We start from the raw sequence: 26,679 nt of genomic DNA, 5'->3' as shown, positions 1-26,679 counted from the left end.
CTCTTCACCTTACCATGGCCCAGAAAATGCGGAAAATGAGGGCCGATTTACTTTCACATCATTATCACGATGATGGAAAATAAATCTGGGCTTTTTCCGTGGGAGGCGCGGAGTTAATTTCTACGCCCATCATTCTGTGACTGCGCACCGAACACTATAGTAAAGAGCGAATCCACGAGTATTGAAAAGTTTTTTGCTCCGATCTGTGTTGTCGTCTTCTATAACTACCAAATCCGAGATCTGAACAATAGGTACATATGGCAGATTCTTCAATTTGACTAGAGTTTATACCCTCAGCTATCAAAAGAAGCATGCAGTATCTGGAAAGGCTCAGCCAGGCTTCCCCATGCGTAGCAATGGCAGAGTTCGCACTATGAGCTGGTCGGCTAGAAAACCATGGGGGTTGATCACCTGCCCACAGTGCACCCTGAATAGATTCTATATCACGAATCATTTGGAGTTGTACCTCATAGCAGCACTCCATGATGCAGGGGCCAAGGGCCACTTTCAAGCTGCTCTTATCAACCCCAGCAAGAGAAAAAGCGCTGAACGAGTTTTTTATAATTCCAGTGGATAAGCCTTTCCAGCCCGCGTGAATCGCAGCTACAAAAGGCTCAGCAGTGGAGCTCACCAGAATGGGCAGACAGTCTGCTGTTATGATTGAGATGGGTCTTGATGACCTTGTAAAGACTGCATCGGCGGCTATTTTTCCCGACTCATCATCTGAGCCCACTTCAACCACCGTGTTGGAGTGCTGTTGATGCAGGTGCAACAAATTAGCAGGCAGGCTATCTTGCATAGCGACATTAAAGCCGTGCTCGATATAAGTGATCGCCGATAATTTTTCAGATAAGTACACTAAGAGTCACCTTGATGTAATAAGCTTATGCACTTTCACTCCATGCATCTATCTCGGGCCACGCACGGAGCCAATCATACATGATGGCTTCGCTGTCAGCGAACTTCAGTATAGGTGCTGGCCAAAAGATAAAATATTTCAGTCGGCACATGGTTTCGACACAGGGTGTGTCAGCGTCTACTACCAGATCCAGTAGGTATAACGAAATAATTCGAGAGCTATACCTTCTTTCCGCGAAACACGAAAGGTAATTCCGTGTCCCTCATGAACCCTCCCAATGGGTTCATGAAAATCAGCCTTTATCAGATCGCGCCATACTGTTTCTGCAAAGTATCCAACCTCGCCTGCTCCCCCTCACTCAAACCACTAGCGTCAAAAAGCGCCTTACCATCTGGCCCATCCAACCTATAGACCTCAACAGAGACATAGGCACTGGCAGGCGCTTCAATATGGCCCCACTTGCCGTATTTATCAGGCAGAAGCTTCCAAACAGCGCCCTCGCCCGCTTCCAGCCCGCCACCAATGTCGTAGCTGAAGACATCAACAAACCACGGCACGGCTCTTTCAGGGCTGGCAATGGTTGCCTTGAAATACGCGCGGGAAATCGGGTGGGTGGTGCCGTTCTGAACCGTCAACTCGATAATCGGCTGAGGGATATTCGAGTACTTTTCAGCCTGGCTCAGTATTCTCGACTTGGGCACGGTGAACTTCGACAGTTCAGCCTTGGCTACCGCAGCAGCGGCCACCTTGGACTGCAGCGCCTTGATCTCCAGCAAGGCCTGCTCCTTTTGCTTTTTATCCCTTTCAAAACGAATGTTGTTGGCCAAGGTGTTCAATTCGGCGGCGGTCTTGCCGTTCATGCTCGAATTGATCTCCTGCTCCATGACGTCAGCCGACTTGTTCACAAGATCCATTTTGCTCAATGCAATAAGCATCAGGTCGGCCGCGAACTGCTTCTTTTCCTCAGGAGAGAGCTTTTCAGCTACTTTTTTCGTGGACTCCTGCAACGTCGCCTCTGTTGTGGCATCGAGCCTGGGATCTCCACAACCCGCCAACAACACCGCCACGAGCCCAACGAGCAACATCCGTTTCATCTGATTTCATCCCTATAAAAAACGGACTTTAGCAAAAGGCCACTACCTCGTCACCTTTAACAGGTGCTCTTATGATTTTAAGGATGCCCGGCGGAGGAAATGGCCGAAAAGCGGCGGGAGCGATGTTTTTCGGCAAAAAAAGCCCCGTAGACGGATCTACGGGGTTTTAATCGGGCAACGGCCTGATCCTGAAGAAGGCTGTGGCGAACACAAAAAACAGAGCCCGATATTGAAATATTTCAAGGACCTAGACGAGCTAGCAAGACGCTCGCATATAACATGCGGGCGCCTTAATATTGATGCGACAGATCGAAATTTGCGGAATCTATCATGCTGTAGTTATGCTGATATCCTGATATATTGCTACTATGAGGATTTACATAATCAAAGGTTTGCAAAAGCACAGCACGACAAGTACCTTTCCTCAAGAAAGCAACGTGTGACAGATCTTGGGAAACCGCAGTACCTTTTATATTTGCAATATAGGCATTATCATAATCCGATATTGAGGCAATAGCATTTTTCAGGAAATCCCCGACTGACTGCGCACTGTCGTCATAATCGACACAATTAAGAAGATAGGCCCACCTTTTCTGGTCATCTACGGACTCTATATAACCACAAATTCGATGACTGCCGTTAAGAAAAGCCTCCTGCATAGCCACCGTGATTATTTTTACGCTTTCACTAATAGTGGAGACAGTGTAAGTATCGAACTGAGTAATTGCACCCCCTGCCCACCAACTCCCTTGGAAAGGGATATTTTTTTCGCTGTAATTATCAATTACTCCTTGCTCTCGAGGAACCCAAGCTAAATAGTCAGACACAAGCTCATCACTAGGAGGCCTTTGTTGGAGCTTTTCACTGACAGCAAGAATCTGCTGATTATAAGGCATAGCCAGAAAACTGCCCAAATTAGGCCCCGGGTATGCACTGGGCGGAAAATAATCTTCACGATACTTCTGAGTTTGCGTAACGTAATCTTCAATTGTAAGAAATTGGCTCATGACAGTGCTCCACTTAATAAACTAAGAGGGATGCTTATCTTTACGCCCAAGCCGCTTCAAACCACTAGAATTGAGAGGAGCTACTACGAGTCGCCAGGATTCGCGTATTACCCGACCAAGTCTAGCCCTTCCGTAAGCAATGTCAAATTGTCGCCAGAGAGAAGGCAGTAGTCAGCCACTGTTTATTGTTCTATCCCGGAATGGATAAGGCCGACCCGAAGCTACTTGTTCCATGAAGCCTCTCACTTACTTACTCTAGAAAAAGCAAGCCAGCGCTTATTCCTCAACAACAAAAACACTTCCTTCTCCTTCCTCCCCAAGCACACATAAAAAATGTAAAGCATGAAAGCAACATATTAAAAACAAATTGTTTAAAACAAAAAACCTGCCATAAGCCAACACTACACAACAAAAAAACCCAAATCCAAAAATCTTAAACCTGAATACAATCACGAACTAGATTTCAGATTTCCTTCTCCAACAATTGAAATAAACGAGGTTGTGGCCTTTCCACCTGCCGAAATTTATGATGTCTAACAGTGCTCAGCGACGAAAATAGCCGAAAGCGGCGAAAACGACACTTTTCAAGCAAAAAAAAGCCCCGTAGACGAATCTACGGGGCTTTTGAATAGTGGAGGCCGAGGTCGGAATCGAACCGGCGTAGATGGATTTGCAATCCACTGCATAACCATTTTGCTACTCGGCCTCAGGTCGAATCGAGCGCTCTTGCAAGACTGGCTTGCCGCAACTCCTTGATTCTTCAGCGTTGGTTACGTTGCCGTCCCTGCTGATGGCGCGCATTATGTCCTAGTTGAATGACACTGGCAACCCCCTGAATTCTAATAATTTTTAGGTCAGCTTCGGTCTTTCTCCGAGGCGCTCAATTGCGCCAGACGCACCGCCAGTGCCTTCGCCTGGCTGGCCACATCCGTCACCGCCGTGCTCTCCCACCACATGCCCCGCAACGGCGGGCCCATAGCGAACAAGCGGGTGGAGATATTGCCCTCGGCATCCACCACAGCGCCACCGACATCCGCCGCGATACCCAACGCCAGCGGCCCTGGCCGAACCAATCGTCGTGCCAGCAATTGCTGGGGCAATGGGCGATCCACCCGGCGCCAGTCATATTCAATACCCGTGGAGTTGATCAACGCCGCGCCCGTAACTGTATGTGTCTGCGTCTCCCCCCTTGGCCGGACGAAAATACTCACCTGCCCATCCCGTGGCTCGTCCAGGCCCTTGAGTGACGCCGCCTCGATGGTCAGCCGCCCTTCTTTATATAACCGCTCCACCAACTCGGCACTCAAGGGTGGCGAACGGTGGTGATGACTCTCCCACCAGGGCCGCACATGCCGCACGAACTGCCGACGCTGCACATCGCTGGCCTGGCTCCAGAGCCGACCGATATGCGCCCGCACCGTGTCCAACGGCGCCTGCCAGTCAATCCCGGTCTCCAACGCCAAGGTGCATTGGCGACGCACCTCGCGCAGCAACTGCCGTGGGCTGCGAATACTGTGATCAGCCGCCAGGAAATCCACCCAGCTCGGCGGCTGACGCCGCACATGAGGCAACAGCCCGTGCCGGGAAATCACCCGGATCGGCCCACGATGCCCGGCCTGTTCCAGCGAGACTACGGCATCGACCATGGTCAGGCCGGAGCCGATGATCAGCACCGGCCCTTGAGGATCAAGCCGCGACATGGTCGCCACATCCCAAGGGTCAACCGCCGCCGCATTCAAGCCGCTGGACTGTTTCTGCCGGGTACGCGCCGCAGGGAACATGCCGGTCGCCAGCACCGCGCTGGTACCTTGCAATTGCCGACCATCAGCCAGCATTAGCAGTACCCCATCACTGTCGCTTTGCAGATCGACCACTTCGCCCCGCACATGCTCGGCCGTCGATCCCCAGGCCGCCCCCTGCTCCCGGGCTTCGGCCAGGCGCTGCTGGACGTAAAGGCCAAAGATCCCCCGGGGCATGAACAGCTCGCTGACCGGCACATGCTGTTGATCCGACTCAGGCCAGCCACCGTCCGCTATATAAGCCTGCAACCACTGCGTCAGGTCATCGGCATTGTCCGGGTCGACGCTCATCCGCGCCGCGTTACCGTTCAACGTATGCCCCAGCTCCGTGGCGCTGTAGGCCTCACCCCGTCCCAATTCGGCACGCGGCTCGACGATCAGGATCCGCCGCCGGCCTTTCAGGCGCAGCAACTGCACCGCCAGCATCGCGCCGCTCAGGCCCCCGCCGATAATCAACACATCAGCAGCCGGGATGGCGTCTGTCGCCTGTCCGCTCAGGGTTCCACTCATTCTTCACTCTCTTGTCAGTGCTTGCCCAGGTAGAAGTCGTGCAGGTCGCCCCTGGCCAGCAATTCATCCGCCGTACCGCTGAGCACCACCCGGCCGGTGTCGAGCACATGGGCCTGGGTCGCGTATTTGAGCGCTACATTAATGTTTTGCTCGGCAATCAGGAAGCTGACCTGCTGCTCACGATTGAGCTGAGCCACGATCTCGTAGATTTCCTGAACGATAATAGGCGCCAGGCCCATGGATGGCTCGTCGAGCAAGACTAAAGTCGGTCGTGTCATCAAGGCCCGGCCAATGGCGACCATCTGCTGCTCGCCTCCCGAGGTCAGCCCGGCCTGGGTTTTGCGCTTGGTTTTCAGGCGCGGGAACCAGGCATAGACCCGCTCCAGGTCTTCCAGCATCTGCCGTCGACTCAGCCCGCGGACAAACCCACCGCTGCGCAGGTTGTCCTCCACCGTCAGTTGCCCGAATACATGTCGCCCCTCCAACACGTGCACCAGGCCGTCACGCACACGCTGGCTCGGGTCGACCGCCAGGCTGTCATGCCCCTGGAAGTGGATGCTGCCGCGCGTGACCTGCGCCCGTTCGGCCCGCACCAGCCCGGAGATCGCCTTGAGGGTGGTGCTTTTGCCGGCACCGTTGGCCCCGAGCAAAGCGACAATGCCGCCTTTGGGCACACTCAGGGAAACCCCGGACACCGCCAGGATCGTCCGGTCATAGATCACCTCGATGTCCGAGACCTGCAACAGCGGCGCACCGCTCGCTTCAAGCGCGGGCCGGCCCATGGTTTACTCGCCCGCCGCGCAGGTGCGCGGAGTCAGGTGTTTTTCTGCCGCAAAGGCTGCCGACTTCTCGTCGATCAACGGCCGCAACAGCGCCCGATCCGCCGCGATCCAGTCGCTGACCAGGCTCCAGTGGCTACCGTCCCATTGCTGGACCCGCGCCGAACCGCCGCCTTCATGGTCGCTGCAGGACAGTTTCAGGTTCTGCATCAGGCCGTAGAAGCCCATGGCCTTGAGTCGCGCATCATCGATATCCAGATGCTCCAGGCCCCAACGCCCTTCTTCGCCATGCAGCGGCCGCTTGCCGAACTTGGCCTGCCCGGTGCGAATGGCTTCCACCGCAATCGCCGCGTTCACCAGCCCGGAGTTGTAGTAGACGCTGCCGAAGTTGTTCAGGTCCTTGAGGTCGCTCTTGCCCTTGTCGAGGATGTATTGCTTGAGGCGCTTGTGGATCTCGAAGTCCGCGCCCGCCGGGTAAGGCGTCAACGCCAGATAACCCTTGGCCGCCGCACCCGCCGGCAACACGTCTTCGCTGGAACTGGCCCAGATATCACCGACGATATGGTCCACCGGGAAGCCAAAGCGCGCGGCGGTCTTGACCGCTACCGGCGTCGATACACCCCAGGTCCGCAGGAACACCCAGTCCGGATTGAGCTGGCGAATCTGCCGCCATTGCGCCGACTGTTCGTTGCCCGGATCGGCTACTGGAATCTGGATATTCTCGAAGCCGTATTTTTCCGCCAGCAGTTTCAGCGGCCCGAGGGTTTCACGGCCATAGGCCGAGTCGTGGTAGACGGTGGCGATCTTCTTGCCCTTGAGCTTGTCGAAACCGCCTTCGCGCTGGGCGATGTAGTTCACCAGGGTCGAGGCTTCGCTGTAGAAGGTCAGCATCACCGGGAAGTTATAGGGGAAGACCTTGCCGTCGGTGGCCTCGGTGCGCCCGTAACCGAGGGTGATCAACGGTATCTTGTCGACTTCCGCGCGCTCGCTCAGGGCGTAGGCCGCCGGCGCGCCGTTAGGCTGATAGACCGCCACCGGCGCACCATCCAGACCGTTCTTGAAGCGCTCGTAGCACTCGATGCCCTTCTCCGCCGTCCATTCGGTTTCACACTCCTGCCAGACCAGCTTGACGCCGTTGATCCCGCCTTCCACCTCGTTGATGTAGTTGAGGTAGTCGATCATCCCGGCCCAGACCTGCACGCCGCTGGAGGCATAGGCGCCGACCCGGTAGGTGGCCAGGGGGAAGAATTGCTGGTCGGGCGAGGCCTGGGCCATCGGCGCCGCAGTGCCGAGAACCGTCAGGGCCAGGGCCGCAGCCGTCAGTGAACGTTTGAAAAGTGCACGCATGGTGGAATCGTTCTCCAGGGATGGGAAGTCGGAAGTCAGAAGCGCAACGGCCAGTGCCGGAGCCGTTCGAGGGTGTTGCTCAGCAGGCGGATCAGCCCTTCCGGCTCCTTGATCAGGAACAGGATGATCAGCACGCCAAAGATGATTTTTTGCAGGTTCTGCAACTGCCCGGCATCCACCGCGCCACCGAGCAAGGCCTGCCCGAGATGGCTGAGGAGGATCGGCAGCAGGCAGATAAAGGCCGCGCCGACAAAGTTGCCGGCGATACTGCCCATGCCGCCGATAATGATGATGAAGAGGATCTGGAACGACCGATTGATATCGAAACTGCCGGCGCTCGCGGTGCCCAGGTAGGCGAACGCCCACAGCGCCCCGGCGATGCCCAGGTAGAACGAACTGACGGCAAATGCCAGGCGCTTGTAGCGCGCCACCGGAATACCGATCACCGCCGCGGCCGTGTCCATATCGCGGATCGCCATCCAGTTGCGCCCGGTCTGGCTGTTCACCAGGTTGCGCGCGACCCAGGTCAGCAGCAGCACCGTGACCAGGGTCAGCAGGTAGCGGCCCACCGGGGTATTCAGGTCATGCCCGAGCAACGACAGACTCGGAGCGGAAATGGTCCCGGACGATCCGTAGTTGTAGAACCAGGGAAACTTGACGAACAACCACTCGAGGAAAAACTGCGCGGCCAGGGTGGTGACCATCAGGTAGAAGCCCTTGATCCGCGAACTGGGCAGGCCGAACAGCAAGCCCACAAAGCCGCTGATGATGCCGCCGCCCAGCAGCGCCAGAGGCAAGCCCAATTCCGGCAGACGCAGCAGAAAGCCGTAGGTGGCAAAGGCCCCCACTGCCATGAAGCCCGCCGCGCCGACCGAGGTCTGCCCTGTGTAGCCGGTCAGCAGGTTGAGCCCCAGCCCCGCCAGGGACAGCACCAGGAACGGGATCAGGATCGCGCTCAGCCAATAATCGTTGCCCACCAGCGGCACGACACCAAATGCCAGCACCAGCAGGCCGAGCAACGACCATGGCAGGCGCCGCTCGATCAGCACCCAGGGTGCGGTTTCACTCATTACGGGAACGGACATGCTTCAGACTCGCTCAATGGCCCGCTCGCCGAACAGGCCAGCCGGGCGGATATACAGGAAGGCCAACGCCAGGACATAGGCGAACCAGGGCGTGATGCCGCCGCCGATCAGCGGCCCGATATAGACTTCGGCGAGGTTCTCGGAGGCGCCGACGATCAACCCGCCGACAATCGCCCCGCCGATCGAGGTAAAGCCGCCGATGATCAACACCGGCAAGGCCTTGAGCACCACCAGCGACAGGGAAAACTGCACCCCCTGGCGCGCGCCCCAAAGCAGGCCCGCCACCAGGCCGACACAGCCGGCCACCGCCCAGACGATCTGCCAGATGCGGTTGAGGTTGATGCCGATGGACAGTGCCGCCGTGGTGTCGTCGGCCACCGCCCGCAGCGATACGCCGATCCGGGTTTTGTTGAACAGCAGCGCCAGGACCACCACCAGGACCACGGCGGCAGCGGCGGCAATCAGGTCGAACTGGCTGAGCATCATCCCGTGGACAAACAGCGGCACGTCGTCGATGCCCAGGTCCAGCGCACGGACCTGGGAGCCCATCAGCCCTTGTGCCAGGCCTTCGATAATGAACGACAGGCCCAGGGTCGCCATGAACAGGGTGATCTGCGAACGGTTGACCAGCGGCCGCAATACCAGGCGCTCGATCAGCAGTGCGCCGATCACCATCACTCCGACCGTCAGCAGCAACGCCAGGGCGAACGGCACGCCTTGGTCGTGAAGACTGACAAAGGTCAGCGCGGCAAACAGCAGCATCGAGCCCTGGGCAAAATTGAACACGCCGCTGGCCTTGTAGATCAGCACGAAACCGATGGCGACCAGCGAATACAGGGTCCCGGCGAGCAATCCGCCGATCAGGGTTTCGAGAAAAAACGCCATCAGTGCACCGCTCCCAGGTAGGCCGCGATCACTTCGGGATTGCCCTGCACTTCGACCGGCGTGCCGTCGCCGACCTTGCGCCCGTAGTCGAGCACCACCACATGATCGGACAAGCCCATCACCACCCCCATGTCATGTTCGATCAGCACCACGGTGGTGCCGAGGTCGCGATTGACGTCGGAGATAAACCGCGCCATTTCCTGCTTTTCTTCGGCATTCATGCCGGCCATGGGCTCGTCCAGCAGCAACAGCGTGGGACCGGCAATCAGCGCCCTGCCCAGCTCCACGCGTTTTTGCCGGCCATAGGACAAGGTGCCCACCGGCACATCGCGCACGGCCTGCAGTTCAAGCAACTGGAGAATGTGTTGAGCCTTGAGGCGAAAGGCCTCGGCTTCCCGACGCGCCCGGGGCAGGCCCAGGGCCTGTTCGAGAAAATGGCTGCGCATATGCCGCGACAGCCCGGTCAGGAGGTTGTCGATCACGCTCATCTTCTTGAACAGCGCATTGTTCTGGAAGGTCCGGCCAATGCCGCGACGGGCCGCGTCCAGGGGATCGATACGGTGAAAGCGCTGCTGCTCGAAGACGATCTCACCGCTGTCGAAGCGGTAGACCCCGTTCAACAGGTTGAGCAACGAGCTCTTGCCCGCGCCGTTGGGCCCGATCAGGGCGCAGATCTCGCCGCGCCGCACGTCGAATGACAGTTCGTTGATGGCCTTCACGCCCTTGAACGACAGCGACACGTCACGTACTTGCAAAATCGGTTCGAGCGTACTCATGCGCTTTTCCGTCCTGGGGCATCGACCCGCCATTGATTGAAGGCCGCCGGGACTTTCGATGGCGTCGCCGGTTGCCAGATGTATTGCAGGCGCTGAAAGCCCAGCAGGCGCCGCACACGCTGCTTGAGCAGGCGGGCCACGAGTCGTTCGGGATGGGCCAGTGACCATTCGCACAGGCGCCGGCGCCAACTGCCCGGAGGAGCCAAGCGTTGTTCGATTTCGTCGGCCAGCACTTGCAGGCGCTCCGCTGACAGCAGCAGGCCGGACGGCGCGAGTTCCCGTCGATCACGGCTGGCGCTGTCGCGGCTTTCCGGGAAAGCCAGGCTGTGGCCGGTGTTCAGCCATTGCTCCAGGACCACGCTCAAGCCGCCCTGCCATTGGCTATCTTCTTCACTCCATAGCTGAGGTTGGGCGCCTGTTGCACGCCACCGCACCAGCGGGCGCGGCTCCTGGTTGTCGCCACTGAGGCTGGCGAAGGCGAGCACGTTTTGCCTCGGCGAACCCGGCTGGCGTCCCGGCAGCTGATTGGCGATCAGCACTGCTGGGGCGGCACTTGAATCGCCGGCAGCTAGCCAATTGAGCAGTTGCTGGCGACTCTCGACAAAGCCGTGGCTGGGGTGCAGGCGCCAGAACGCTTGGTCGAGGGCTTCTGCGTTCAGGTCCGAGGCCAGGCTGAAGACCAGGCCACCGATGGAATGGGCCGCCAGCGCCAGCAGCAACAGGTTCGGTTCCTGGGCGCCGCTGACGGCCAGGCACGAGTCGGCAGTGAAGCCTTGTTGGCGCAAGCCATCGGCCAAACGCTCGACTTCGCGCAAGGCATCGATCCAGCGCCAGCTGTGCCATTGCCCGTGGCGCTTGTGGCGCAAGGCGCTCTGCAACGGGCTGACCTGGGCCCAGTGGCGCAACTGCTCAAGGGCCCCCGTAAAGATCGAAACCGTTTCAGGGTGCGGCGGATGGATGACGGGCGGACGTTTCAGTTCATGCACGCTCATGGCGGAACCTCGTTCAGTCGTTTGGCGTGCGGTGGTCCGCTGGCGATTGTGAAATACAGGTTTGTCGGTCGGTAATCAGGCCGAACGCAGGCTCTTCTCCCGCAACCCCGCCAGATCCCGATACCCCGCCCCCGGATGGATATCCGCCAGCTTCGGCCCCGCGCCGAACAGCTTCTCGCGCAAGGTCCCGGGGGCATACTCGGTCTTGTACACACCACGCTTCTGCAACTCCGGCACCAGCAAGTCCACCGCGTCGACAAAGGTCTCGTGGGTCAGCGCATAGGCCAGGTTGAAACCGTCGACATCGGTCTCTTCAACCCACTCCTGCAGCAGATCCGCCACGGTCTCCGGGCTGCCGACAAACAGCGGCCCAAACCCACCGATCCCAACCCAGTCAGCCAGTTCATTGGGCGTCCAGATCCGGTTCGGGTCCGCCGTGGAAAAGGTCTCCACCGCCGACTGGATGGCATTGGTGTGCACATGCCGCAGCGGCTCATCGGGCTTGAACTGGCTGAAGTCGATCCCGGTCCAACCCGAGATCAGCGCCATGGCGCCCTCGTAGCTGACATAGGATTTGTATTCCTCGAACTTGGCCTTGGCCTTGGCATCGGTCTCACCAAGGATCACCGTCTGCAGGTTGAAGATCAGGATGCTTTTCGGGTCCCGACCCGCCTCGGCCGCGCGCCGACGGATATCGGCCACGACCTTTTTCAGCAGCACCTTGGACGGCGCGGCGACAAACACGCACTCGGCATGCTCGGCGGCGAACTGCTTGCCCCGGCTGGACGCGCCGGCCTGGTAGAGCACCGGGGTACGTTGCGGCGACGGCTCGCACAGGTGAATACCCGGCACCTGGAAGTGTTTGCCGACATGCTGGATCTCGTGGATCCTGCTCGGGTCGCTGAACACCTTGCGCGCCCGGTCGCGCAGGATCGCGCCGTCTTCCCAACTGCCTTCCCAGAGTTTGTAGCAGACCTCCAGGTACTCCTCGGCATAGTCGTAACGGGCGTCATGTTCGGTCTGGGCACGCTGGCCGAGGTTCTTCGCACCGCTTTCCAGGTACGAAGTGACGATGTTCCAGCCGGCGCGCCCCTTGGTCAGGTGATCGAGGGTGGAAAGACGTCGGGCAAAAGGATACGGATGCTCGAAGGACAACGAAGCCGTGAGGCCGAACCCCAGGTGCTCGGTCACCAGCGCCATGGGCGGAATCAACTGCAACGGGTCGTTCACCGGCACCTGGGCCGCCTGGCGAATCGCCGCGTCGCCATTGCCGTTATAAACGTCATAGATGCCCAGCACATCGGCGATAAACAGGCCGTCGAACTTGCCACGCTCAAGGATCTTCGCCAGGTCGGTCCAGTACTCCAGGTCCTTGTATTGCCAGGAACGGTCACGCGGGTGAGCCCACAGTCCGGGCGACTGATGGCCAACGCAGTTCATGTCGAAGGCATTGAGGCGGATTTCACGGGACATCGACAGCACTCCTGGCACTCGGTGGAACCACGCCATTGAGGCGCAAGTCACCGATCAATCGGTATTTGAGATGCAACGGATCCTGGAGCGGATCATGGCTGGGCGACCACTCGGGGCGTTGGCCGGTCAGTTCCTGTTCAACCTGGCCGACCTGCGCCAGGGCTTCGGCGATGGCAATACTGGCTTCGGCGACGGCAATGGTCTTTTCGGCCTCGTCCTGGTTGCCGGCGGCAATGCGTTCGGCGCGCTCCAGCAGCGCCGCCGCCACCTCGATGCGAATCTGCAGGTCGCCGAACTTGCCGATGACCTGGTGATCGGTGGCCAGTTGGGCATGGGCGCGCGCAACGCCGAGGGTCCGTTCCAGGGATTGGCGGGCGCTGTGCAGGTCGCTTGCCACTCGGGCCAGGGCGGGCTGGTGACTGGCGGGATGAGTCAATGCATTCATCGTGGGCTCCTAGTTCCAGGCATGTCGGGCCGGCTTGACGCCGTTGAGCAGGTAGTTGCCGATCAGGTGGTATTTCCAGCGCGCCGGGTCATGCAGGGTGTGGGTGCGGGCGTTGCGCCAATGGCGATCGAGGTTGTGCCTGGCCAGTACCGAACGGGTGCCGGCCAGCTCGAAAATCTTGCTGCTGGCCAGCAACGCGATTTCGGCGGACAGCACCTTGGCCTGGGCCACCACCACGGAGGCCAGGGCAACACTGTCTTCGCTGGGCTGCGCCAGGGCGTGGTCGACTGCCAGGCCGGCCTTTTCCAGGATGGCTTCGGTGCCGTGTACCCGCCATTCAAGATCGCCGATGGCAGCCTGGGTGAACGGGTCCTGCCAGCCATGTTCCTGCTGGCTGTCGATCCACGGCCGCGCTTGACGGGCATGACGCTTGGCTTCTTCGAGGGCACCGACGGCAATACCGGTGTCGACCGCCGCCTGGATGATCTGGGAAATCGGGCCGTTGGCGGTGGGCAGGTCGAAGGCCTGGTGGGCTGGAATCACGCTGCTGCGCGGTACCTTCACGTCGTTGAACAGCGCATTGCCGCTGGCGGTGGTGCGCTGGCCGAAGCCGTCCCAGTTATCCACGATAGTCAGGCCCGGGGTGCCCTGCTCGACAAAGGCGATCTGCGCATTACCGGCCTCGTCGAGCCCGACCACCGGGACGATATGGGCGAACAAGGCGCCGGTGCAGTAGAACTTCTCACCGTCGATATGTGCGGTGTCGCCGTCGAAGCGGATACGGGTGTCGAAGGTGCCGGCATTCTTGCTCTTGGCTTCGGAGAAGGCATTGCCGAAGCGATAACCTTGCAGCACCTTGGCGAAGTAATAATGCTTTTGTTCCTCGCTGGCGGTTTGCAGGAGGATATCCAGCACACCGAGGTGGTTCTGCGGGATCTGGCCAAGGGACGAGTCGGCAGCGGAAATGATCTTGATGACTTCCGCCACCGTCACATAGGAAACGCCAGCACCGCCGTAGGCTTTGGGAACGGTGATGCCCCACAGGCCGCTGGCGGCGAATTCATCGAGTTCGGCGACGGGCAGGCGTCGCTCGCGGTCACGTACGCCGGCTTCGACGGCAAAACGCGCCGCGAGGGTTCTGGCCGCGGCAATGGCCTCTTCATCCGAACGGATGATATGGGCGGTGTAGGCAGGTTTGGCGACAGTTGTCATAGACCGACTCCCGAGTCCTTGAAAATGCAAAACGCATGACAAGGACATAGCAGGAGTCGTGCCTAAAAATAAAAACTATATTTTTCAGTCGCTTAAAATAAAAACCTAGAATTGATCGCAGCTGTAAAACAGCAAACTGTCCAGACACTGTTGCCCTGGCAACAGTTGGTATTGGGGCAGATGGAGATGGAAATTTAAGAACACCGCGAACCTGTAGGAGCCTGGCTTGCCAGCGAAGAGGCCCTTGAGGCCGCCAAAAGCTTCGCGGGCAAGCCACGCTGCTACAATACAACGTTGCGGATAAAGCGCGTCGCCACATCACCATCGTTGCGATAGCCGTGGGGCTGGTTGCTGGGAAACATAAAGAACTCCCCCGCCGCTACCAACCGCGGCTGCTCCCCGAGCACCACCGTCAGGCAACCTTCGAAGACATAGATCTGCTCACTCCAGCCATCGCAGTCCGGCTCCGAGTCATAACGCTCCCCCGGCTCCAGGCGCCACTCCCAGAGTTCGACTTCGCGACTGGCCATGGCCTTGGCCAGCAACACCGCCTTGCTCCCCGGAATCACCCCGGCCCAGGCCACCTCGTTGATCCGACTCGGGTCGCGGACATCCGGCGCCTGGATCAGATCGCTGAAAGCCACACCCAACGCCTCGGCCACCCGGTCCAAGGTGGTCAGGCTGACATTCTTCTCCCCCGCCTCGATCGCCACCAGCATACGGCGGCTGACCCCGGACTTTTCCGATAACGCGGTCTGACTCAACTGAGCCTCATGGCGCAGGCGACGCACATTCAAGCTGACGTGTTGCAGCACCGAAGCCCGTTGCGAAGTTTCTTTGTGCACTATATTGCTCACTTGGTTGGTTTGCGCAGTATACTGCCCAGCTTCGGCGCATTGTGCGTCTCACCCGAATAGTGTGCAAGGCCATGACTGCGGCGAACTCCAATACCTCGTTTGCCTCGACCCTGCGGTTCAGCAAGGCCGAGTGCGTGCTGATCCTGATCACCATGGTCTGGGGCGGCACCTTTCTGCTGGTGCAGAACGCCATGACCGTCAGCGGCCCGATGTTTTTCGTCGGCCTGCGCTTTGCCGCGGCGGCGTGCATTGTCGCCTTGTTCTCGGCCCGCAGCCTGCGGGGCATTACGGCTTTCGAGCTGAAGGCAGGATTCTTTATCGGCACCGCGATCATGCTCGGCTACGGTCTGCAAACCGTGGGCCTGCAAAGCATTCCCAGCAGCCAGTCGGCGTTTATCACCGCGTTGTACGTGCCCTTCGTGCCGCTGCTGCAATGGCTGGTGCTGGGCAAACGTCCGGGGCTGATGCCGAGTGTCGGGATCATGCTGGCGTTTACCGGTTTGATGCTGCTGTCCGGGCCCAATGGCGCGAAGCTGAATTTCAGCTCCGGGGAGATCGCCACGGTGATCAGCGCCATCGCGATTGCCGCCGAAATCATCCTGATCAGCAACTATGCCGGCAAGGTCGATGTACGGCGGGTGACCGTGGTGCAGTTGGCCACGGCGTCGATCCTGGCGTTTCTGATGATCGTGCCGACCCAGGAGGCGTTGCCGGAATTTTCCTGGTTGTTGTTGGCCAGTGCCGTCGGCCTCGGGGCCGCCAGTGCGGCGATTCAGGTGGCGATGAACTGGGCGCAGAAGAGTGTTTCGCCGACCCGTGCCACCTTGATCTATGCCGGGGAACCGGTCTGGGCGGGGATTGCCGGGCGTCTGGCGGGTGAGCGGTTGCCGGGAATAGCGCTGCTGGGGGCTGCCTTGATTGTCGCGGCGGTGATCGTCAGTGAGTTGAAGACCAAGGGCAAACAACGGGCCGAGGCAGTCGAAGAGGCTGCGGAAGCCGAAGGGCTGGATCCGAACAAATAAACAGGGCAAATCAGGCATTTGCCACCTACCTTGTAGGATTCTGCCACAGGTTCTGGGTTGGTGATCTCCGGCGCGCCACGTATGATCCTTCGCAAACTCCTGCAGATTAGAAGCCTATGTCCCTGATAGTTCTACTGCTTTTGCCTTTTATCGGCAGCTGCTTGGCGGCCGTGCTGCCGCATAACGCCCGCAACAGCGAATCCATCCTGGCCGGTGTAATCGCCCTGGTCGGCACCCTGCAGATGGCGCTGCTCTACCCGCAGATCGCCCACGGCGGCGTGATTCACGAAACCATCAATTGGCTGCCCAGCCTGGGGCTGAACTTCGTCCTGCGCCTGGATGGCTTCGCCTGGCTGTTCTCCATGCTGGTACTGGGCATCGGTACCCTGGTGTCGCTGTACGCTCGCTACTACATGTCGCCGGAAGACCCGGTGCCGCGCTTTTTCGCCTTTTTCCTGGCCTTTATGGGCGCCATGCTCGGCCTGGTGCTGTCCGGCAACCTGATCCAGATCGTGTTCTTCTGGGAACTGACCAGCCTGTTCTCCTTCCTGCTGATCGGTTATTGGCACCACCGCAGTGATGCCCGTCGCGGTGCCTATATGGCGCTGACGGTTACCGGCGCCGGCGGTCTGTGCCTGTTGGCGGGGGTATTGATTCTCGGCCATGTGGTCGGCAGCTATGACCTGGACACTGTGCTGGCGGCCGGCGATAAAATCCGCGCCCACGTCCTGTACCCGGTCCTGCTGCCGCTGATCCTGATCGGCGCCCTGAGCAAGAGCGCACAGTTCCCCTTCCACTTCTGGCTGCCCCACGCCATGGCCGCACCGACTCCGGTTTCGGCCTATCTGCACTCGGCGACCATGGTCAAGGCCGGGGTGTTTCTCCTGGCGCGTTTGTGGCCGTCGCTCTCCGGCAGCGACGAGTGGTTCTGGATTGTCGGTGGCGCAGGCGCCGCAACCCTGATGCTCGGCGCCTACTGCGCCATGTTCCAGAACGACCTCAAGGGCCTGCTGGCCTACTCCACCATCAGCCACCTGGGCCTGATCACCCTGCTGCTGGGCCTGAACAGCCCACTGGCCGCCGTGGCCGCGGTGTTCCACATTCTCAACCATGCGACCTTCAAGGCCTCGCTGTTCATGGCCGCCGGCATCATCGACCATGAAAGCGGCACCCGCGATATCCGCAAGCTCAGCGGCCTGATCAAGCTGATCCCGTTCACCGCGACCCTGGCGATGGTCGCCAGTGCCTCCATGGCCGGGGTGCCGCTGCTCAACGGCTTCCTCTCCAAGGAAATGTTCTTCGCCGAAACGGTGTTCATCAATTCCACGGCCTGGGTCGAAACGGCCCTGCCGGTGATTGCCACCCTCGCCGGTACCTTCAGCGTCGCCTACTCGCTGCGCTTTACCGTCGATGTGTTCTTCGGTCCCAAGGCCACCGACCTGCCCCACACGCCTCACGAGCCGCCGCGCTGGATGCGCGCGCCGGTGGAACTGCTGGTGTTCACCTGCCTGCTGGTGGGGATTTTCCCGACCCAGGTGGTCGGCTCGATACTCGCCACCGCGGCCCTGCCGGTGGTCGGCGGGGTCTTGCCCGAGTACAGCCTGGCGATCTGGCACGGCCTGAATGCGCCGATGATCATGAGCCTGATCGCCATGTCCGGCGGCGTGCTGCTCTATCTGCTGCTACGCAAGCAACTCAAGCGCGGCCGCTTCAGCCGTCCACCGCTGATCGGCCGCCTCAATGGCAAGCGCCTGTTCGAGCGCTGCCTGGTGATCATCATGCGCTACGCCCGGCGCATCGAGCACCGGGTCAGCACCCAGCGCCTGCAAACCCAGTTGTTCCTGCTGGTGCTGGCGGCGGTGGTCGCCGGCCTGATCCCGATGCTGCACAGCAGCCTGTCCTGGGGCGACAGGCCGAAGATCCCCGGTTCCATCGTCTTCGTCACCCTCTGGCTGCTGGCCATCGCCTGCGCCCTGGGCGCCGCCTGGCAAGCCAAGTACCACCGGCTGGCGGCCATGATCATGGTCAGCGTCTGCGGCCTGATGACCTGCATCACCTTTGTCTGGTTCTCCGCGCCGGACCTGGCCCTGACCCAACTGGTGGTGGAAGTGGTGACCACGGTGCTGATCCTGCTGGGCCTGCGCTGGCTGCCACGGCGTATCGAAGAGGTCTCGCCGCTGCCGAGCAGCCTGCGCAAGGCGCGGATTCGCCGCCTGCGCGACCTGCTGCTGTCGGTCGGGGTCGGTGGTGGCATGGCCCTGCTGTCCTACGCCATGCTGACCCGCCAGACGCCTAATGACATTTCCTCGTTCTACCTCAGTCGCGCCCTGCCCGAAGGGGGCGGCAGTAACGTGGTGAACGTGATGCTGGTGGACTTCCGTGGCTTCGACACCCTCGGTGAAATCACCGTGCTGATGGCCACCGCCCTGACCGTGTTCGCCCTGCTGCGCCGCTTCCGTCCGCCGAAGGAAAGCCTCGAACTACCCAACCAGCAGCGCCAACTGGCCCCGGACGTGGCCACCGACCTGGTCAACCCGCGCAGCGCCAGCGACACCGCCCTGGGCTTCATGATGGTGCCGGCGGTGCTGGTGCGCTTGCTGCTGCCGATCGCCTTCGTGGTCTCGATGTACCTGTTTATGCGCGGGCATAACCAGCCGGGTGGCGGTTTTGTCGCCGGGCTGGTGATGTCGGTGGCGTTTATCCTGCAATACATGGTCGCCGGCACCCAGTGGGTTGAAGCACAGATGAGCCTGCGGCCGTTGCGCTGGATGGGCACCGGCCTGCTGTTCGCCACGGTCACGGGCCTGGGGGCGATGGCTTTCGGTTATCCGTTCCTGACCACCCACACCGCCCACCTGCATCTGCCGTTGCTGGGGGATATCCATGTCGCCAGCGCGTTGTTCTTCGATATCGGCGTGTACGCGGTGGTGGTCGGTTCGACCCTGCTGATCCTCACCGCCCTGGCGCACCAGTCGGTCCGCGCCCATCGACCGAGCGCCCAATCCAAGCCAGGAGCCGCCTGATGGAAGAAGTCATTGCAATTGCCATTGGCGTGCTCGCGGCCTCCGGGGTCTGGCTGGTGCTGCGCCCGCGGACCTTCCAGGTGGTGATGGGCCTGTGCCTGCTGTCCTATGGGGTCAACCTGTTTATCTTCAGCATGGGCAGCCTGTTTATCGGCAAGGAGCCGATCATCAAGGACGGCGTGCCCCAGGACCTGCTCAACTACACCGACCCGCTGCCCCAGGCCCTGGTGCTCACCGCCATTGTGATCAGCTTCGCCATGACCGCGCTGTTCCTGGTGGTGCTGCTGGCCTCGCGCGGCCTGACCGGTACCGACCATGTCGATGGCCGGGAGCCCAAGGAATGAACCCGATGTCGCACCTGATCATCGCCCCGATCCTGCTGCCGCTGCTTACGGCGGCGCTGATGCTGATGCTCGGCGAGAAGCACCGGCCACTCAAGGCCCGCCTCAACCTGGGCTCGAGCCTGATCGGCCTGGGCATCTCGGTACTCTTGCTGATCGGCACCCAGGCCGGCGAAACCGGCTCCATCGGCGTCTACCTGCCGAGCAATTGGCAGGTGCCATTTGGCATCGTGCTGGTGGTCGACCGTCTCTCTGCGTTGATGCTGGTGCTGACCGGGATCATCGGCGTCAGCGCGCTGCTGTTCGCCATGGCCCGTTGGGACCGTGCCGGCGCCAGCTTCCACGCGCTGTTCCAGATCCAGTTGATGGGCCTTTACGGCGCTTTCCTGACCGCCGACCTGTTCAACCTGTTCGTGTTCTTCGAAGTCCTGCTGGCCGCTTCCTATGGCCTGGTCCTGCACGGTTCGGGGCGCTCGCGGGTGTCGGCGGGCTTGCACTACATCGCGATCAACCTGCTGGCCTCGTCGTTGTTCCTGATCGGCGCGGCGCTGATCTATGGCGTTACCGGCACCCTGAACTTCGCCGACCTGGCGCTGAAGATCCCGCTGGTGCCGGAAGCCGATCGCGGGCTGCTGCATGCGGGCGCGGCGATTCTCGCCGTGGCCTTCCTGGCCAAGGCCGGGATGTGGCCGCTGAACTTCTGGCTGGTGCCCGCCTACTCCGCCGCCAGCGCCCCGGTGGCGGCGATGTTCGCGATCATGACCAAGGTCGGGATCTACACGCTGCTGCGGCTGTGGACCTTGCTGTTTTCCGGCGAGGCCGGTGCCTCGGCGCATTTCGGCGGTGACTGGCTGATCTACGGCGGCATGGCGACCATCGCCTGCGCCGCCGTGGCAATCCTCGCCGCCCAGCGCCTGGAACGCATGGCCAGCCTGAGTATCCTGGTTTCGGCGGGGATCCTGCTCTCGGCCATCGGTTTCGCCCAACCGAACCTCACGGCCGGCGCGCTGTTCTACCTGGTCAGCTCGACCCTGGCCCTGAGTGCGCTGTTCCTGCTGGCCGAACTGATCGAACGCTCACGTTCGGCCAACGAACTACCGCTGGAAGAGGACATCGACCCGCTGCCCCGGCGGCTGGAGTCCTTGCACCCAAGGCCCGGCACCAACCTGGACGATGAACAGAAAGCCGTGGTCGGCCAGGTCATTCCCTGGACCATGGCCTTCCTCGGCTTGAGCTTTATCGCCTGCGCCCTGCTGATCATCGGCATGCCACCGCTGTCCGGCTTTATCGGCAAGCTGGCCTTGCTCAGCGCCTTGCTCAATCCGAAAGGGTTGGGCATCGATGCGCCGACCTCCCCGGCGGCCTGGGGCCTGCTGGCCTTGCTGGTGCTGTCCGGGCTCGCTTCGCTGCTGGCTTTCTCGCGCATGGGCATCTCGCGTTTCTGGACACCCCAGGAGCGGCCGTCGCCAGCGCTACGGCGTTTCGAATGCCTGCCCATCTTTGCCCTGCTGGGCCTGTGCATCCTGCTGACCGTCAACGCCGAGCCGCTGTTGCGCTACACCCAGGCGGCGGCTGACTCCCTCGACAACCCCGGACAGTACATCAGCGCCGTGCAGGCCGCTCACCCGGTGCCTAACCCGACCACCGCCGTGGAGGTACAGCCATGAAACGCCTGTTCCCCGCGCCGTGGCTGTCCCTGGCGCTGTGGCTGTTGTGGCTGGTGCTGAACCTGTCGGTCAGTCCGGGTAACCTGCTGCTGGGTGCGGCCCTCGGCGTCTTCGCTCCGGTGATGATGGCGCCCTTGCGCCCGCGGCCGATCCGTATCCGTCGCCCCGGGGTGATGCTACGCCTGTTTTTTCGGGTCGGTGCCGACGTGGTGCTGTCCAACCTCGCCGTTGCCTGGGGCGTGCTCAACGCCGGACGCCGCGCGCCGCGTTCGGCCTTCGTCAAGGTGCCCCTGGACCTGCGCGATGCCAACGGCCTGGCCGTGCTGTCGATGATCTGCACGGTGGTTCCCGGCACCGTCTGGTCGGAACTGGCCCTGGACCGCAGCGTCCTGCTACTGCACGTTTTCGACCTGGACGACGAAAACGGTTTTATCCAGCACTTCAAGACGACTTACGAACGTCCTCTGATGGAGATCTTCGAATGAGCGCACTGCTCGCCAATGCGATCCTGCTGAGCCTGTTCATCTTCAGCGTGGCGCTGGTGCTGACCGTGGTCCGGCTGTTCAAGGGCCCGTCGGCGCAAGACCGGGTCCTGGCCCTGGACTACCTGTACCTGATTGCCATGCTGATGATGCTGGTACTGGGCATCCGCTACGCCAGTGATACCTACTTCGAAGCGGCGCTGCTGATTGCCCTGTTCGGCTTTGTCGGCTCGTTTGCCCTGGCCAAATTCCTTCTGCGTGGCGAGGTGATCGAATGAACCCGTTATCCCTCTGGATCGAAATTCCGGTGGCCTTTCTGCTGGTGGCCGCCAGCCTGCTCGCCCTGTGTGGCGCCATCGGCCTGTTGCGCATGAAGGACTTCTTCCAGCGCATGCACCCGCCGGCACTGGCCTCGACCCTTGGCGCCTGGTGCGTGGCGCTGGCCTCGATCCTGTACTTTTCGGCACTCAAGTCGGAGCCGGTGATCCACGCCTGGCTGATTCCGATCCTGTTGTCGATCACTGTGCCGGTGACCACCCTGCTGCTGGCCCGGACCGGGCTGTTCCGCAAGCGCATGGCTGGGGATGATGTGCCGGCGGAAGTCAGCAGCGGGCGTACCGAAGGCGGGAGCTGAGGGCACCCGCTTTACCCTCGGCAAACAACATATGCTTATCACTTAACGATATTTAAAACTTTTCGCTTATATCGATAAAATCATTTTCAGATTCTGTCAGTCGAGGCTGAACACCCCCTCGGGCCAGGCTGGACTGGCGACAAGTGGACTTGTCGCCGGTGCCAGTCAGTTAAGGAAATGGGATCTCAAAAATGCCACCTAACCTGTAGGAGCAGGGCTTGCCCGCGAAGCTTTTAGCGTCCTCACGGACCTCTTCGCCAGCAAGCCGGCTCCTACGGGTCATGTATTCGGCTTAACTGTCTGGCACCCCTTTCCATTCTCTCCAGGTCCTCCATGAACGCTATCAAGTCCCTGTCGTTGCCGGCCGCGCTGTGCGCCAGCGTGCTCTTGAACCTAGCCCCGTCCTCCTCGGCCCTGGCCGCGGGCCTGCTGGAAAAGGGTCGTAGCCAAGGCCTCAGCGCCGGTATCGCCAATGAACAGCCATACGCCTACATCGGCACCGACGGCAAGGTCACCGGCGCCTATGTCGATGTACTCAAGGCGATTCTCGAACCGCTGGGCATCCACAAGCTGGAAACCCCGATCACCGACTTCGGTTCCCTGGTCCCCGGTGTCACCGCCAAGCGTTTCGACCTGATCGGCGAAGGCCTGTTCATCAACGCCAATCGCTGCAAGGTCATCGGTTTCTCCAACCCGATCACCCGCTCCGGCGGCGCCTTTATCGTCAAGGCCGGCAACCCTCTGAACCTGCACAGCCTCAAGGATGTCGCCAACAACGGCCAGGCACGCCTGGCCACCCAGGCCGGGACCAACCAGGTCCAGGAAGCCCGCGACAGCGGCGTTCCAGCGGCCAATCTGGTGCTGTTCGACAAGGACACCGAAGCCCTCTCCGCCCTCGAGGCGGGACGTATCGACGTGGTGTATTTCCCCGACGCGGAAATCATCGGCCTGCTCAAGAAAGCCGCCAACCCGGCCATTGAACGCGCCCTGCCTTTCGCGCAGATCCCCGATGCCCAGGGCAAGCCAAGCTGGAACTACCAATCCTATGGCCTGCCGAAAAACGATCCGGCCTTTACCCAGGCCTTCAACGAACAGTTGGCCAAGCTGCGGGCCTCCGGTGAGTTGCTGAAGATCCTGCAGAAATACGACTACACCGAAAACGAGCTGCCCGACCTGGACGTCACCGCCGCCCAACGTTGCAGCCAGTAACCAGACGCTGAAACGGCCTCAAACCCACACGAGTACAGGCCATGTCCCTCGATACCCCGGCCGTGGAAACGGCCCTGTTCATCGCGCGCCAGTTGGCCCATGGCGCGTGGGTGACCGTGCAAATCACCTTCCTCGCGGAGCTGCTGGTACTGGTGCTGTCGCTGGTGATCGCGCTGATGCGCCTGTCGCCCTGGCGCGCGCTACGCTGGTTCGCCACCGCCTATGTCGAGCTGCTGCGTGGCATTTCGGCCCTGGTGCTGCTGTTCTACCTGTTCTTTATCCTGCCGCTGTTCGGTATCAGCCTGTCGCCGATGACCACCGGGGTGATCGGCCTGGGCCTGACTTTCTCGGCCTACGGCTCGGAGATCGTCCGCGCGGCGCTGGTGAATGTCAGCGCCGGGCAACGTGATGCCTTGCGCGCCCTGGACTTCGGGCCGCTGGCGGCCTTTCGGCGGATCATCCTGCCCCAGGCCCTGCCCTTTATGCTGCCACCACTGGGCAACCAGTTGGTCGAGTTGATGAAAACCACTTCGCTGGTGTCGTTGATCACCTTGAGCGACCTGACCTTTTCCGGCAATCAGCTGGTGACCACGCTGGGGCAACAGACGCTGATCTGGAGCATCGTGCTGGTCTGCTACTTCGTCATGGCCTGGCCATTGACCTGGCTGGTGCGGCGTTATGAACACCACAGTTCGGCCTGGCGCCGGGAGTAACCATGGAATTCGACTTCGAGTTTGCCTGGTCGATCCTGCCCGACCTGCTGCGTGGCCTGCTGGTCACCGTGCAGGTGGTGGTGCTCGGTTTCCTGCTGGCGGTACTGCTCGGGCTGATCCTGGCGATTGCCCAACGCTCATCGGTCAGCGCAATACGGCGCGGCTGCCAGGGCTATCTGAGCTTTTTTCGCAACACGCCGCTGATGGTCCAGCTCTATGTGCTGTTCTTTGCCCTGCCCTCGGCCGGGATTACCCTGCCGGCGATCTCCACAGGGGTGATCGGCCTCGGGCTTTACTACAGCGCCTATATCGCCGAGGCCTATCGCGGCGCCATCGACGGTGTACCGGCGGGCCAGTGGCAAGCCGCCCGGGCGCTGGACTTCGACACCGCCACCACCTGGCGCCGGATCATCCTGCCCCAGGCCCTGAAACCGATGCTGCCGGTGTTGGGCAACTACCTGATCGGCATGTTCAAGGAAACCCCACTGCTGGCGGTGATCACCATTCCGGAGCTGTTCCAGGCCGCCAAGCAGGTGGCCGGGATGAGCTATCGCTACACCGAACCCTATACGCTGATGGCCGTGCTGTTCCTGATCATCAGCGTGCCGACTTCCCTGCTCTTCAAGTACCTGGAAAGGCGCAGCCATGTCTGACGTTGCACACCTCGCGGCCACGGCGCCGGCACAGATCCGCCTCACCCAGGTGGTCAAGCACTTCGGCGCGACCCGGGTCATCGACCACCTCGACCTGAGCATTCCCCAAGGGCAGAAAGTCGCGCTGATCGGCCCCAGCGGTTCGGGGAAATCCACCGTATTGCGCTTGATCAAGGGCCTGGAAAGCTACGAGCAGGGCCACATCGAGGTCGACGGCGTGGCGGTCAGCGCCAAGGGCGGCGGCTGGCGCTGGCCCGGCACGAAAAAAGCCCCGGTGGAGCATCGGGTCGGCATGGTCTTCCAGCAGTTCAACCTGTTCCCGCACCTGACCGTTCGGGAAAACATCACCGAGGCGCCGTTGCAGGTGCTCAAGGTCAGTCGCGAAGAAGCCCTGGACCGCGCCCAGGCCTATCTGGCGATGGTCGGCCTGAGCCACAAGGCCGATGCCTATCCCGCCCAGCTGTCCGGCGGCCAGCAGCAGCGGGTGGCCATCGCCCGGGCCCTGGCGATGCGCCCGAAGGTGATGCTGTTCGACGAGGTGACCTCGGCCCTCGACCCGGAACTGGTGGGCGAAGTGCTGGAGGTGATTCGCACGATTGCCCATGAGCAACAGGTGACCATGCTGCTGGTGACCCACGAAATGAAGTTCGCCCAGGACATTGCCGACCGGGTGCTGTTCATGGAAGCCGGGCGCATTGTCGCCGACGGCACGCCCCGGCAGATCCTGGTGGAGCCGGACAACGAACGCACCCGGCGCTTTCTCAATCGGGTCGAGCAGCGTTAACGGCTCGCCGTGCGCTGAAAAACGCCCGGCCATCGCGCTTGAGCAGGTCGAGCATGGTCTGCGCGGCTGGCGATAAGTAAGCGCCGGCCCGCACCGACACCACCAGCGTACGCTTCATGGTGGTTTCCTTGAGCCGCACTTCGCGCAGGTGCGTCGCGCCCTTCACATCCTCCAGGGTTTCCCGCGCCAGGAAACTCAACAGGCGGGTCTGGCCGATAAGCCGCGGTAGCAGCGAAATGGTGTTGGTCTCGATCTGCACCGAGGGCAGCGGCAGATCGTGAGCCAGGAACACATTGTCGATCCAGCGGCGGGATGAAACACCCGATGCAGGCAGCACCCAACGATAACGCCCCAGCTCGCTCAGGCGAATCGGCGCGTCGAAGATCGGGTGATTGCGACTGGCAACCACCACCGCTTCGTCATCGAACAGCGGATGCGACAACAGCTGGGGGTCATCGTCGAACAGCGGGCAGATCACCATGTCCAGGCGTCCGGAACGCAGGGATTCGCGCAACATATCGTCCTGGCCGATCGCCAGGCTCAAAGTGATCTCCGGCGCCCGCTCCAGCAAGGCCGCAGTCAGTTGCGGCAGCAGGTATTCGGCCATGCTCGACGCGCAGCCCAGGCGGATATTGCCCAGCACGCCACTGGCGAAATCGCGTATTTCACGGTGGGTCTCGGCAATGCTCTGCTGCAACTGCCGACCGCGCTGCTGCAACAGCTCGCCGACCGGCGTCAGCTTGATCCGTCGGCCCTCGCGCTCGAACAGCTTGGTGCCGAACGATTCCTCCAGCCGTTGGATGCTCTTGGTCAGCGCCGGCTGGCTGCGATTGAGCTTCTGCGCCGCGCGGCCCAGATGACCCAGCTCGGCAATGGTTTCAAAATAGGTGAGATCCCGCAGGTCCATATCAATCAACCAAAGTTATCGTTTCATCACAATTAGAAACTAGACTTGATCGATCAGGCTATCAATAATTTACCCACTGCGCCGCTTTCAACGCCCTGCAACAGGAGCGTCCAGCGCTTTGGAG

At 60.9% G+C, this 26,679-nt stretch carries 25 protein-coding genes, 1 tRNA gene and 1 pseudogene; 11 read left to right on the top strand and 16 right to left on the bottom strand.

Features of this window, described 5'->3' with window-relative positions; genetic code table 11:
• Nucleotides 1-154: 154 nt before the first annotated feature.
• The 15 genes from M5C71_RS01710 to M5C71_RS01640 form a co-directional block, all read right to left on the bottom strand.
• On the bottom strand, nt 155-859 hold the full coding sequence (locus tag M5C71_RS01710; protein ID WP_103497485.1) for a polyphenol oxidase family protein: 705 nt from the start codon (nt 857-859) through the stop codon (nt 155-157).
• 302 nt (nt 860-1,161) lie between these two features.
• Nucleotides 1,162-1,953: a DUF6694 family lipoprotein gene (locus M5C71_RS01705; protein WP_103497486.1), complete on the bottom strand. Its 792-nt coding sequence runs from the start codon at nt 1,951-1,953 to the stop codon at nt 1,162-1,164.
• 290 nt (nt 1,954-2,243) lie between these two features.
• Nucleotides 2,244-2,960: a hypothetical protein gene (locus M5C71_RS01700; RefSeq protein WP_103497487.1), complete on the bottom strand. Its 717-nt coding sequence runs from the start codon at nt 2,958-2,960 to the stop codon at nt 2,244-2,246.
• Nucleotides 2,961-3,592: 632 nt separating this feature from the next.
• Nucleotides 3,593-3,666, bottom strand: a tRNA-Cys gene (locus tag M5C71_RS01695).
• Nucleotides 3,667-3,814: 148 nt separating this feature from the next.
• On the bottom strand, nt 3,815-5,269 hold the full coding sequence (locus tag M5C71_RS01690) for an FAD/NAD(P)-binding protein (protein WP_248767067.1): 1,455 nt from the start codon (nt 5,267-5,269) through the stop codon (nt 3,815-3,817).
• Between the two features lie 14 nt (nt 5,270-5,283).
• A complete protein-coding gene (locus tag M5C71_RS01685; protein ID WP_103494300.1) occupies nt 5,284-6,051 on the bottom strand; it encodes an ABC transporter ATP-binding protein in 768 nt (255 codons plus the stop codon).
• A gap of 3 nt (nt 6,052-6,054) precedes the next feature.
• Nucleotides 6,055-7,395 (bottom strand): ABC transporter substrate-binding protein, encoded by a 1,341-nt coding sequence (locus M5C71_RS01680; RefSeq protein ID WP_103494301.1) that lies wholly within the window; start codon nt 7,393-7,395, stop codon nt 6,055-6,057.
• Between the two features lie 35 nt (nt 7,396-7,430).
• Complete coding sequence (locus tag M5C71_RS01675; RefSeq protein WP_248767066.1) at nt 7,431-8,480, bottom strand: branched-chain amino acid ABC transporter permease; 1,050 nt, start codon at nt 8,478-8,480, stop codon at nt 7,431-7,433.
• A 3-nt stretch (nt 8,481-8,483) separates the two neighbouring features.
• On the bottom strand, nt 8,484-9,365 hold the full coding sequence (locus M5C71_RS01670; protein ID WP_103494303.1) for a branched-chain amino acid ABC transporter permease: 882 nt from the start codon (nt 9,363-9,365) through the stop codon (nt 8,484-8,486).
• Entirely contained in the window at nt 9,365-10,141 is a 777-nt protein-coding gene (locus M5C71_RS01665) for an ABC transporter ATP-binding protein (protein WP_103494304.1), read from the bottom strand. The genes M5C71_RS01670 and M5C71_RS01665 overlap by 1 nt, the downstream gene beginning before the upstream one ends.
• Nucleotides 10,138-11,133, bottom strand: coding sequence for an AMP-binding protein (locus M5C71_RS01660; RefSeq protein WP_103494305.1), 996 nt, complete (start codon nt 11,131-11,133; stop codon nt 10,138-10,140). The genes M5C71_RS01665 and M5C71_RS01660 overlap by 4 nt, the downstream gene beginning before the upstream one ends.
• Before the next feature lie 75 nt (nt 11,134-11,208).
• Nucleotides 11,209-12,606 carry an LLM class flavin-dependent oxidoreductase gene (locus tag M5C71_RS01655; protein ID WP_103494306.1) on the bottom strand — a complete coding sequence of 466 codons (1,398 nt, stop codon included), beginning with the start codon at nt 12,604-12,606 and terminating at the stop codon, nt 11,209-11,211.
• The gene (locus M5C71_RS01650; RefSeq protein ID WP_103494307.1) at nt 12,596-13,051 is read right to left on the bottom strand and encodes a hypothetical protein; all 456 of its coding nucleotides are present in this window, start codon (nt 13,049-13,051) and stop codon (nt 12,596-12,598) included. The genes M5C71_RS01655 and M5C71_RS01650 overlap by 11 nt, the downstream gene beginning before the upstream one ends.
• Nucleotides 13,052-13,060: 9 nt before the next feature.
• The gene (locus tag M5C71_RS01645; protein ID WP_103494308.1) at nt 13,061-14,263 is read right to left on the bottom strand and encodes an SfnB family sulfur acquisition oxidoreductase; all 1,203 of its coding nucleotides are present in this window, start codon (nt 14,261-14,263) and stop codon (nt 13,061-13,063) included.
• A 281-nt stretch (nt 14,264-14,544) separates the two neighbouring features.
• Nucleotides 14,545-15,108, bottom strand: coding sequence for an XRE family transcriptional regulator (locus M5C71_RS01640; protein ID WP_103499610.1), 564 nt, complete (start codon nt 15,106-15,108; stop codon nt 14,545-14,547).
• Here M5C71_RS01640 and M5C71_RS01635 point away from each other — a divergent pair.
• The 11 genes and pseudogenes from M5C71_RS01635 (at nt 15,103) to M5C71_RS01585 (ending at nt 25,648) form a co-directional block, all read left to right on the top strand.
• Nucleotides 15,103-16,142, top strand: a pseudogene (locus tag M5C71_RS01635) (DMT family transporter). The gene M5C71_RS01640 and the pseudogene M5C71_RS01635 overlap by 6 nt on opposite strands.
• A 116-nt stretch (nt 16,143-16,258) precedes the next feature.
• Nucleotides 16,259-19,165, top strand: coding sequence for a monovalent cation/H+ antiporter subunit A (locus tag M5C71_RS01630; protein WP_248767065.1), 2,907 nt, complete (start codon nt 16,259-16,261; stop codon nt 19,163-19,165).
• Nucleotides 19,165-19,509 carry a Na+/H+ antiporter subunit C gene (locus M5C71_RS01625; protein WP_005789164.1) on the top strand — a complete coding sequence of 115 codons (345 nt, stop codon included), beginning with the start codon at nt 19,165-19,167 and terminating at the stop codon, nt 19,507-19,509. The genes M5C71_RS01630 and M5C71_RS01625 overlap by 1 nt, the downstream gene beginning before the upstream one ends.
• Complete coding sequence (locus tag M5C71_RS01620) at nt 19,506-21,173, top strand: monovalent cation/H+ antiporter subunit D (protein ID WP_103499613.1); 1,668 nt, start codon at nt 19,506-19,508, stop codon at nt 21,171-21,173. Before M5C71_RS01625 ends, M5C71_RS01620 begins: the two co-directional genes overlap by 4 nt.
• Nucleotides 21,170-21,658 carry a Na+/H+ antiporter subunit E gene (locus M5C71_RS01615; protein WP_103499614.1) on the top strand — a complete coding sequence of 163 codons (489 nt, stop codon included), beginning with the start codon at nt 21,170-21,172 and terminating at the stop codon, nt 21,656-21,658. The genes M5C71_RS01620 and M5C71_RS01615 overlap by 4 nt, the downstream gene beginning before the upstream one ends.
• Nucleotides 21,655-21,933: a K+/H+ antiporter subunit F gene (locus M5C71_RS01610; protein ID WP_100943305.1), complete on the top strand. Its 279-nt coding sequence runs from the start codon at nt 21,655-21,657 to the stop codon at nt 21,931-21,933. Before M5C71_RS01615 ends, M5C71_RS01610 begins: the two co-directional genes overlap by 4 nt.
• Entirely contained in the window at nt 21,930-22,289 is a 360-nt protein-coding gene (locus M5C71_RS01605) for a Na+/H+ antiporter subunit G (protein ID WP_103499615.1), read from the top strand. Before M5C71_RS01610 ends, M5C71_RS01605 begins: the two co-directional genes overlap by 4 nt.
• A 333-nt stretch (nt 22,290-22,622) precedes the next feature.
• A complete protein-coding gene (gene ehuB / locus M5C71_RS01600) occupies nt 22,623-23,498 on the top strand; it encodes an ectoine/hydroxyectoine ABC transporter substrate-binding protein EhuB (RefSeq protein WP_103499616.1) in 876 nt (291 codons plus the stop codon).
• 41 nt (nt 23,499-23,539) lie between these two features.
• Nucleotides 23,540-24,211 carry an ectoine/hydroxyectoine ABC transporter permease subunit EhuC gene (gene ehuC, locus M5C71_RS01595; protein ID WP_103499617.1) on the top strand — a complete coding sequence of 224 codons (672 nt, stop codon included), beginning with the start codon at nt 23,540-23,542 and terminating at the stop codon, nt 24,209-24,211.
• A gap of 2 nt (nt 24,212-24,213) precedes the next feature.
• The gene (ehuD, locus tag M5C71_RS01590; protein WP_152739746.1) at nt 24,214-24,864 is read left to right on the top strand and encodes an ectoine/hydroxyectoine ABC transporter permease subunit EhuD; all 651 of its coding nucleotides are present in this window, start codon (nt 24,214-24,216) and stop codon (nt 24,862-24,864) included.
• Nucleotides 24,857-25,648 (top strand): amino acid ABC transporter ATP-binding protein, encoded by a 792-nt coding sequence (locus M5C71_RS01585; protein WP_103499619.1) that lies wholly within the window; start codon nt 24,857-24,859, stop codon nt 25,646-25,648. Before ehuD ends, M5C71_RS01585 begins: the two co-directional genes overlap by 8 nt.
• On the opposite strand, the gene M5C71_RS01580 is transcribed toward M5C71_RS01585, so the two are convergent.
• Nucleotides 25,626-26,555, bottom strand: coding sequence for a LysR family transcriptional regulator (locus M5C71_RS01580; protein WP_103499620.1), 930 nt, complete (start codon nt 26,553-26,555; stop codon nt 25,626-25,628). The two genes, M5C71_RS01585 and M5C71_RS01580, sit on opposite strands and share 23 nt — an antisense overlap.
• Nucleotides 26,556-26,679 lie beyond the last annotated feature (124 nt).

Origin of the sequence: Pseudomonas sp. MWU12-2345, assembly GCF_023242385.1 — a bacterium.
Classification (GTDB): Bacteria; Pseudomonadota; Gammaproteobacteria; order Pseudomonadales; family Pseudomonadaceae; genus Aquipseudomonas; species Aquipseudomonas gingeri_D.
Note: the sequence above shows the minus strand (reverse complement) of the source record. Positions and strands in the feature narration are given on the sequence as shown.

Bases quoted from the DNA above. Each gene is read 5' to 3' on its own strand.
- M5C71_RS01650 (WP_103494307.1), bottom strand. From the start codon at position 13,051: ATGAATGCATTGACTCATCCCGCCAGTCACCAGCCCGCCCTGGCCCGA.
- M5C71_RS01620 (WP_103499613.1), top strand. From the start codon at position 19,506: ATGAACCCGATGTCGCACCTGATCATCGCCCCGATCCTGCTGCCGCTG.
- ehuC (WP_103499617.1), top strand. From the start codon at position 23,540: ATGTCCCTCGATACCCCGGCCGTGGAAACGGCCCTGTTCATCGCGCGC.
- ehuD (WP_152739746.1), top strand. From the start codon at position 24,214: ATGGAATTCGACTTCGAGTTTGCCTGGTCGATCCTGCCCGACCTGCTG.
- M5C71_RS01630 (WP_248767065.1), top strand. From the start codon at position 16,259: ATGTCCCTGATAGTTCTACTGCTTTTGCCTTTTATCGGCAGCTGCTTG.
- M5C71_RS01610 (WP_100943305.1), top strand. From the start codon at position 21,655: ATGAGCGCACTGCTCGCCAATGCGATCCTGCTGAGCCTGTTCATCTTC.
- M5C71_RS01645 (WP_103494308.1), bottom strand. From the start codon at position 14,263: ATGACAACTGTCGCCAAACCTGCCTACACCGCCCATATCATCCGTTCG.
- M5C71_RS01675 (WP_248767066.1), bottom strand. From the start codon at position 8,480: ATGTCCGTTCCCGTAATGAGTGAAACCGCACCCTGGGTGCTGATCGAG.
- M5C71_RS01670 (WP_103494303.1), bottom strand. From the start codon at position 9,365: ATGGCGTTTTTTCTCGAAACCCTGATCGGCGGATTGCTCGCCGGGACC.
- M5C71_RS01625 (WP_005789164.1), top strand. From the start codon at position 19,165: ATGGAAGAAGTCATTGCAATTGCCATTGGCGTGCTCGCGGCCTCCGGG.
- M5C71_RS01690 (WP_248767067.1), bottom strand. From the start codon at position 5,269: ATGAGTGGAACCCTGAGCGGACAGGCGACAGACGCCATCCCGGCTGCT.
- M5C71_RS01660 (WP_103494305.1), bottom strand. From the start codon at position 11,133: ATGAGCGTGCATGAACTGAAACGTCCGCCCGTCATCCATCCGCCGCAC.
- M5C71_RS01615 (WP_103499614.1), top strand. From the start codon at position 21,170: ATGAAACGCCTGTTCCCCGCGCCGTGGCTGTCCCTGGCGCTGTGGCTG.
- M5C71_RS01665 (WP_103494304.1), bottom strand. From the start codon at position 10,141: ATGAGTACGCTCGAACCGATTTTGCAAGTACGTGACGTGTCGCTGTCG.
- M5C71_RS01585 (WP_103499619.1), top strand. From the start codon at position 24,857: ATGTCTGACGTTGCACACCTCGCGGCCACGGCGCCGGCACAGATCCGC.
- M5C71_RS01680 (WP_103494301.1), bottom strand. From the start codon at position 7,395: ATGCGTGCACTTTTCAAACGTTCACTGACGGCTGCGGCCCTGGCCCTG.
- M5C71_RS01580 (WP_103499620.1), bottom strand. From the start codon at position 26,555: ATGGACCTGCGGGATCTCACCTATTTTGAAACCATTGCCGAGCTGGGT.
- ehuB (WP_103499616.1), top strand. From the start codon at position 22,623: ATGAACGCTATCAAGTCCCTGTCGTTGCCGGCCGCGCTGTGCGCCAGC.
- M5C71_RS01655 (WP_103494306.1), bottom strand. From the start codon at position 12,606: ATGTCCCGTGAAATCCGCCTCAATGCCTTCGACATGAACTGCGTTGGC.
- M5C71_RS01685 (WP_103494300.1), bottom strand. From the start codon at position 6,051: ATGGGCCGGCCCGCGCTTGAAGCGAGCGGTGCGCCGCTGTTGCAGGTC.
- M5C71_RS01605 (WP_103499615.1), top strand. From the start codon at position 21,930: ATGAACCCGTTATCCCTCTGGATCGAAATTCCGGTGGCCTTTCTGCTG.
- M5C71_RS01700 (WP_103497487.1), bottom strand. From the start codon at position 2,960: ATGAGCCAATTTCTTACAATTGAAGATTACGTTACGCAAACTCAGAAG.
- M5C71_RS01705 (WP_103497486.1), bottom strand. From the start codon at position 1,953: ATGAAACGGATGTTGCTCGTTGGGCTCGTGGCGGTGTTGTTGGCGGGT.